The following is a 7,392-nucleotide window of genomic DNA, read 5'->3' on the forward strand; positions in this document are numbered from 1 at the left end:
CCTATACTCACAATGAATCTGGTCCTGATACTGTTCCCATTATGAGGACCGAAGCATGAGTACCGCTTCCGAGACGGACGCCCCCGACACCACCGGCAGCGTTCTCGCCGAGCAGCTGCTCCGCCTGACCCGGCGGCTCCACCGCATCCAGAAGCGCCATCTGGAGCCGCTCGGAATCACCCCGGCGCAGTCCCGGCTGCTGCGCACCGTCGCGCACCTCTCCACCGGGCAGCCGCCCCGGATGGCGGACCTCGCGGCCCGCCTGGAGGTCGTGCCCCGCGCCGTGACCACGCTCGTCGACGGGCTGGAATCAGCCGACTGCGTGCGCCGCGTGCCCGACCCGGCGAACCGGCGCGTCATAAGGATCGAGCTCACCGACACCGGCCGCGCCACGCTGCGCCGCCTGCGCAACGCGCGAACCGGGGCCGCGGAGGAGATCCTGGCTCCATTGACCGCCGAGCAGCGCGACGTGCTCGGCGGCCTGCTGAACGCCCTGGCGGACGCCCCGCCGGAGCTGCACTGCTGACCGGGTGACGGGCCGGCCGCGAGGAGGCCGCGACTGCGCCGAACGAGTGAGTCGAGCGAGTTGAGGGGTTGCGCATGCCGCTGCTGGAACCGAAGCCGGGGGCCCTTCGCCCGCGCAGCATCAGCGGTCCCGCCCCCGACCGGGTGGCCGACCGGCGGGCGACCGGAACGCCCGAGCCGCTGCGCCACGAGCTGACCGAGCTGCTGGGCGCCGACAAGGTGCTCTGGAAGATCTCCGACCTGGTCCGCTACGCCTCGGACGCCTCCCCGTACCGGTTCGTGCCGCAGGTCGTCGTGGTCGCCCAGGACATCGACGACGTCTCCGCCGTCCTCTCCTACGCCCACGGCAAGCAGCGCGAAGTGGTCTTCCGCGCCGCCGGCACCTCGCTCAACGGCCAGGCGCAGGGCGAGGACATCCTGGTCGACGTCCGCCGCCACTGGGCCGGCGTCGAGGTGCTGGACGGGGGCCTGCGGGCCCGGATCCGGCCCGGAACCACCGTCCTGCGCGCCAACGCCGCGCTCGCCCGCCACGGACGCGTCCTCGGCCCCGACCCGGCCAGCGCCCTCGCGTGCACCCTCGGCGGAGTCGTCGCGAACAACGCCTCCGGCATGACGGCGGGGATCACGAGGAACTCGTACCGCACCCTGTCCTCCCTCACCTTCGTCCTGCCGAGCGGGACCGTCGTGGACACCGCCGACCCGCGCGCCGACGAGGAGCTGGCGCACGCCGAGCCCGCGCTGTGCCACGCCCTGATGGAGATCAAGAAGGAGATCGAGGCCGACCCCGTGCTCGTGGCCCGCATCCGGGCCAAGTACGAGATCAAGAACACGACCGGCTACCGGCTCGACTCCTACCTCGACGGCGCCACGCCCGTCGAGATCCTCCGCGGGCTGATGGTCGGCTCGGAGGGCACCCTCGGCTTCATCTCCGAGGTCGTCTTCGACACCCTGCCGCTGGACCGCGAACTCACCAGCGCACTGCTCTTCTTCCCCTCGCTGCCCGCCGCGGCCGCCGCCGTGCCCCTCTTCAACCGGGCCGGGGCCCTGGCGGTCGAGCTGATGGACGGCAACACCCTGCGCGCCTCGGTGGCCGTCGAGGGAGTCCCCGCCGACTGGGCGGAGCTGCCCAAGGACACCACCGCCCTGCTGGTCGAGTTCCGCGCGGCCGACGAGGCGGGCCGCGCGCGCTACGAGCGGACCGCCGCCGAGGTGCTGGCCACACTGGACCTCGTCGCGCCCGTGGCCTCGGTGACCAACGCCTTCACCCGCGACGCGCGGACCATCTCCGGCTACTGGAAGGCCCGCAAGGCCTTCGTCACCGCCGTCGGCGGGGCCCGCGCCCGAGGCACCACCCTGATCACCGAGGACTTCGCGGTCCCGCCGTCCCGGCTGGCCGAGGCCTGTGAGGCCCTCCTCGCACTGCAGGCGGAGCACGGTTTCGACGCCGCCGTCGCGGGCCACGCCGCGCACGGCAACCTGCACTTCCTCCTCGCCTTCGACGCCGCCGAGCCCGCCGACGTCGAGCGGTACGCCGCCTTCATGGACGCCTTCTGCCGGCTCACCGTCGAGCGCTTCGACGGCTCCCTGAAGGCCGAGCACTCCACCGGCCGCAACATGGCCCCCTTCCTGGAACTGGAATGGGGGCCCCGGGCCACCGAGATGATGTGGCGCACCAAACGGGTGATCGACCCCGATCTGGTGCTCGCCCCGCGGATCCTCCTGGACCGCGATCCGCGGGCGCACGTGCGCGGCCTGAAGACGATTCCGCGGATCGAGGCCGTGGCCGACCCCTGCATCGAGTGCGGATTCTGCGAACCGACCTGCCCCAGCAAGGACCTGACGACCACACCGCGCCAGCGGATCGTGCTGCGCCGCGAGATGATGCGCCAGCAGCCGGGCTCCCCCGTCCTCTCCGGACTGCTCGACGCCTACGGCTACGACGCGGTGGACACCTGCGCCGGCGACTCCACCTGCACACTCGCCTGCCCCGTCGGCATCGACACCGGCGCCCTGATGAAGGACTTCCGCCACCGCCGGCACGGTCCGCGCGAGGAGCGCGCCACCGCGCTGGCCGCCGACCGGTTCCGCGCCGTCGAGGCCGCCGCCCGGCTCGCCGTGGCAGCCGCCGACAAGATCACCGACACCGTCGGGGACCGCTTCCTCGAGGCCGTGACGGGGGCCGCGCGCAGGATCGTACGGCCGGACCTGGTCCCGGAGTGGCTGCCGCAGATCCCCGGCGCCGCGGCCCGCAGGCTCCCCGAGACCCGGCGGGTGGGGGCCGCGGCCGTCTACTACCCGGCCTGCGTCAACCGGATCTTCGCCGGCCCCGACGACCAGCCGGGGCCCTCCCTCCCGCAGGCCGTCGTCGCGGTGTCGGCGCGGGCCGGAAAGCCGGTGTGGATCCCCCGGGACGTGACCGGCACCTGCTGCGCGACGATCTGGCACTCCAAGGGGTACGACGCCGGGACCCGGGTGATGGCCAACCGGATCGTGGCCGCGGCCTGGGGCTGGACGGCCGGCGGGCGGCTGCCGCTCGTCGTCGACGCCTCCTCCTGCACCCTGGGCATCGCGCACGAGGTGGTCCCCTACCTGACCGACGACAACCGGGCGCTCCACGCCGCCCTGCGGATCGTCGACTCGGTCGTCTGGGCGGCCGAGGAGCTGCTGCCCCGCCTGGAGATCCGGCGCACGGTCGGCTCGGCGGTGCTCCACCCCACCTGCTCGATGCGGCACCTGGGCGACGAGGCGCAGCTGATGGCGGTGGCCGCGGCCTGCGCGGACGAGGTGGTCGTCCCGTACGACGCCGGGTGCTGCGCCTTCGCGGGTGACCGCGGGATGCTGCACCCTGAGCTGACGGAGTCGGCGACGGCGAAGGAGGCGGCCGAGGTGACGGCGCGGGAGTTCGACGCGCACCTTTCGGCGAACCGGATGTGCGAGGTGGGGATGGACCGGGCCACCGGCCGCAGTTACTACTCGGCGCTGCTGGAACTGGAGCGCGCCACGCGCCCCTGAGCCCGTGAACCCCGCCGCCACGAGCCCCCGGCGACGGAAAATCGATTGCCCCGGACCGATGCGGAACGCGAACCTTGCACGGTTTGGACCACTCGACCAGTCATGGGGCGTCATGCAGATCAGCGATCTTCCGTATCCGGACCCAGGGGTACCTGATGCTCGCTCCGGCCCCCGTTTCCTCTGGTGGCTGGGGCGCGGCCAACTCGGCGGACAGGCCAGGAGCCTGAGCTGGGGCATGCTCCACTTCGGTGGCGTGGCGGGGATCCCGTACGCCGTGGGCCTGGGCGTCGGCGCGGTCGTGGACCGTGACGGTGCCCGGCTGCTGTGGGTCGGGGGCTTGCTGGTGCTGCTGGGCGTCGCGGTCTCGGTCGGCGACGCGATGCTGCACCGGACCGCCGTCACCAACTGGATCACGGCCGCCGCGCGGGTCCAGCAGCTGCTCGCCCGCAAGACCGCCGAGCTGGGCGCGGCCCTGACGCGGCGGGTCGCCGCGGGCGAAGTGGTCGCGGTGTCCACGGGCGACGTGGAGAAGATCGGATGGTTCGTCGAGGCGGTCTCCCGTTTCCTCGCCGCCGCCCTGACCCTCGTCATCGGATGTGTCGTCCTGCTCTTCTACGCCCCCGCCATCGGCGTGGTCGTGGCGATCGGCATGCCGGTGCTCGCCCTGGCCGTCCTGCCGCTGCTGCCGCGCGCCACCCAACGCGCCGACGTCCAGCGGGAGAAGGCGGGCAAGGCCACCGAGCTGGCGGCCGACACCGTGGCGGGACTGCGCGTGCTGCGCGGCATCGGCGGCGAGGAGCTGTTCCTCGGCCGCTACCGCGAGGCCTCGCAGGAGGTCCGCAAGGCGGCGGTGCGCAGTGCCCGGATGTGGGCGTTGATCTCCGCGATCCAGGTGCTGCTGCCGGGCGTACTGCTGATCACGGTGGTCTGGTACGGGTCCGCGCTCGTGCTGGACGGCCGCCTGGACGTCGGTGAACTCGTCGCGGCCTTCAGCGCGGTGGCGACCATGCTCTACCCCCTGCGGCACTTCGAAGAGATCGCGATGGCCTACTCCTTCTCGCGTCCTTCCGCCAAGCGGGCCGCCAAGGTGCTGTCGCTGACCCGGACGGACGCGGGTGCGGATTCCGGCGCCTCGGCCGCCCCCGGCGAGGGAACGGACACGGACGCGGACACGGACCGGGCCGTCGTCGCCCGGGCTCCGCGGGCCCCCGCCCCGGGCGGCGACCTGTACGACCCGGAGACCGGGCTGATGGCCCCGGCGGGCCGTTTCACCGCCGTGGTGTGCGGGGACCCCGACCTGGCGGGCAGGCTCGCCGAGCGCCTCGGCGGCCATGCCATGGGCGAGGTCGCCGGGCCGTCCGTACTGCTGGGCGGGGTCGCGCTGGACGAGCTCGCGCTGGACACGGCGCGCACGCTGGTCCTCGTACAGGACAAGGATCCGGTGCTGCTGTCCGGGAGGCTGCGCGAGCTGTTCGACGTACCGGCTTCCGGAGCGGTCACGCCTTCGGCGGCGCTGGGGGCGGCCCAGTGCGCGGACGTGCTGGACGCTCTCCTGCAGTCCGCCCCGGACGGGGTGGACGACCCGATGGACTCCCGGATCACCGAGCGGGGGCGGTCGCTGTCCGGCGGCCAGCGCCAGCGGCTCGCTCTGGCGCGCTCGCTGGTCACCGACCCGGAGGTGCTGGTGCTGGACGAGCCGACCTCGGCGGTCGACTCGCACACCGAGGCGCGGATCGCGGGCGGGATCGCGGAGTTGCGCGCCGGGCGCACGACGGTGGTACTGGCGTCCTCGCCGCTGCTGCTCGACCACGCCGACCGGGTCGTCCTGATCCACGAGGGGACGGCGGCGGCGAGCGGCACGCACCGCGAGCTGCTGCACGGCGATTCCCGCTACCGCGCGGTCGTCACCCGCGAGACCGAGGACGAACAGCGGCTCTCGCGCATGGAATCCGCACTGACCGAGTCCGTACTGACAGAGATCGAGGAATCCGCATGATCGGCGTGGCGCCGCCGCAATACGATCCGGCGGCCCCCGAAACGGCCGCGACGCTGCCCGTGGGCACGTCGGCGACCGTACGGGGCTACGTGCGCGGCCTGTTCCGCCGCCACCGGCGGGCCTTCTCGGTGCTGGTGGCGGTCAACACGGTCGCGGTGATCGCCTCCATGGTGGGCCCGTACCTGCTGGGCCAGGTCGTGGACCAGCTCACCGAGGGGGCGCGCGAACTGCATCTGGGGCGCGTGGGACTGCTGTTCGCGCTGGCGCTCGGCGTCCAGGCCGTGTTCGTCCGGCTGGTCCGGCTGCGCGGGGCGATGCTCGGCGAGGAGATGCTGGCCGATCTGCGCGAGGACTTCCTCGTGCGGTCGGTGGGCCTGCCGCCGGGCGTGCTGGAGCGCGCCGGAACCGGCGACCTGCTGTCGCGGATCACCACCGACATCGACCGGCTGGCGAACGCGATGCGCGAGGCCGTGCCGCAGCTGGCCATCGGCGTGGTGTGGGCGAGCCTGCTCTACGGGGCGCTCGCCGTCACCGCGCCGCCGCTGGCGCTGGCCGCGCTGGTGGCGCTGCCGGTGCTGGTGATCGGCTGCCGCTGGTACTTCAGGCGGGCGCCCCGGGCCTACCGTTCGGAGGCGGCCGGGTACGCGGCGGTCGCGGCCGCGCTCACCGAGACGGTGGACGCGGGCCGCACGATCGAGGCGCACCGCCTCGGTGGGCGCCGGATCGAGCTGTCGGAGCGGCGGATCAAGGAGTGGACGGCCTGGGAGCGGTACACGCTGTTCCTGCGGACGGTCCTCTTCCCGGTCGTCAACGTCACGTACATGACGATCCTCGGCTCGGTCCTGCTGGTCGGCGGGTACTGCGTGTTCCAGGGCTGGATCTCGGTGGGGCAGCTGACCACGGGCGCGCTGCTCGCGCAGATGATGGTCGATCCGATCGGCCTGATCCTGCGCTGGTACGACGAGCTCCAGGTCGCGCAGGTCTCCCTGGCCCGGCTGGTGGGCGTGCGGGAGATCGAGCCGGACGCGGGTGACGCGACCGTCTCCCCGCAGGGCCGGGACGTCCGCGCGGACGAGGTCCACTTCGGCTATCGCGAGGGCGTCGACGTCCTGCACCAGGTGTCGATGTCGGTGCCCCCGGGCACCCGGATGGCCCTGGTCGGGCCCTCGGGCGCGGGGAAGTCCACGCTGGGCCGGCTGCTCGCGGGCATCTACGCACCCCGGACCGGCGAGATCACCCTCGGCGGGGCGGAGCTGTCGCGGATGCGGGCGGAGCGGGTGCGCGAGCACGTGGCCCTGGTCAACCAGGAGCACCACGTGTTCGTGGGTTCGCTGCGCGACAACCTGCGCCTCGCGCGTACCGAGGCCGCCGACACCGAGCTGTGGGAGGCCCTCGGCGCGGTCGACGCGGACGGCTGGGCGCGGGCGCTGGACGCCGGCCTGGACACCGAGGTCGGCTCGGGCTCCGCGGCGCTGACCCCGGCGCAGGCCCAGCAGGTCGCGCTGGCCCGCCTGGTGCTGGCCGACCCGCACACGCTGGTGCTGGACGAGGCGACCTCGTTGCTGGACCCGCGCGCGGCACGGCACCTGGAGCGTTCGCTGGCCCGGGTGCTGGACGGCCGCACGGTGATCGCGATCGCGCACCGGCTGCACACCGCGCACGACGCGGACGTGATCGCGGTGGTCGAGGGCGGCCGGATCAGCGAGCTGGGCTCGCACGACGCCCTGGTCGCGGCCGACGGCGCGTACGCGGCCCTGTGGCGCTCCTGGCACGGCTGATTGATCCGTACCGCGGCGCCCCCGCCGCGGCCCGTCCCCGGCCCACATACGAGGCCCCGGTCCCGCGCAGGTGCGCGGGAC

General features: G+C 73.6%; 4 protein-coding genes. All 4 read left to right on the top strand.

Features of this window, described 5'->3' with window-relative positions:
• Positions 1 to 55: 55 nt before the first annotated feature.
• The 4 genes from ACWF9Z_RS20970 to ACWF9Z_RS20985 all read left to right on the top strand — a co-directional run bounded on the left by ACWF9Z_RS20970 (position 56) and on the right by ACWF9Z_RS20985 (position 7,311).
• On the top strand, positions 56 to 526 hold the full coding sequence (locus ACWF9Z_RS20970) for a MarR family winged helix-turn-helix transcriptional regulator (protein ID WP_453604112.1): 471 nt from the start codon (positions 56 to 58) through the stop codon (positions 524 to 526).
• Between the two features lie 74 nt (positions 527 to 600).
• Complete coding sequence (locus ACWF9Z_RS20975; RefSeq protein ID WP_453604114.1) at positions 601 to 3,537, top strand: FAD-binding and (Fe-S)-binding domain-containing protein; 2,937 nt, start codon at positions 601 to 603, stop codon at positions 3,535 to 3,537.
• A gap of 112 nt (positions 3,538 to 3,649) precedes the next feature.
• Positions 3,650 to 5,533 (top strand): ABC transporter transmembrane domain-containing protein, encoded by a 1,884-nt coding sequence (locus ACWF9Z_RS20980; protein WP_453604116.1) that lies wholly within the window; start codon positions 3,650 to 3,652, stop codon positions 5,531 to 5,533.
• Positions 5,530 to 7,311 (top strand): ABC transporter ATP-binding protein, encoded by a 1,782-nt coding sequence (locus tag ACWF9Z_RS20985; RefSeq protein WP_453604118.1) that lies wholly within the window; start codon positions 5,530 to 5,532, stop codon positions 7,309 to 7,311. Before ACWF9Z_RS20980 ends, ACWF9Z_RS20985 begins: the two co-directional genes overlap by 4 nt.
• Positions 7,312 to 7,392: the final 81 nt, after the last annotated feature.

It is taken from the genome of Streptomyces sp. NPDC054961 (assembly GCF_053609145.1).

Excerpts from the sequence above, each read along its gene's own strand:
- ACWF9Z_RS20970 (WP_453604112.1), top strand. The coding sequence starts at position 56 with ATGAGTACCGCTTCCGAGACGGACGCCCCCGACACCACCGGCAGCGTT.
- ACWF9Z_RS20975 (WP_453604114.1), top strand. The coding sequence starts at position 601 with ATGCCGCTGCTGGAACCGAAGCCGGGGGCCCTTCGCCCGCGCAGCATC.
- ACWF9Z_RS20980 (WP_453604116.1), top strand. The coding sequence starts at position 3,650 with ATGCAGATCAGCGATCTTCCGTATCCGGACCCAGGGGTACCTGATGCT.
- ACWF9Z_RS20985 (WP_453604118.1), top strand. The coding sequence starts at position 5,530 with ATGATCGGCGTGGCGCCGCCGCAATACGATCCGGCGGCCCCCGAAACG.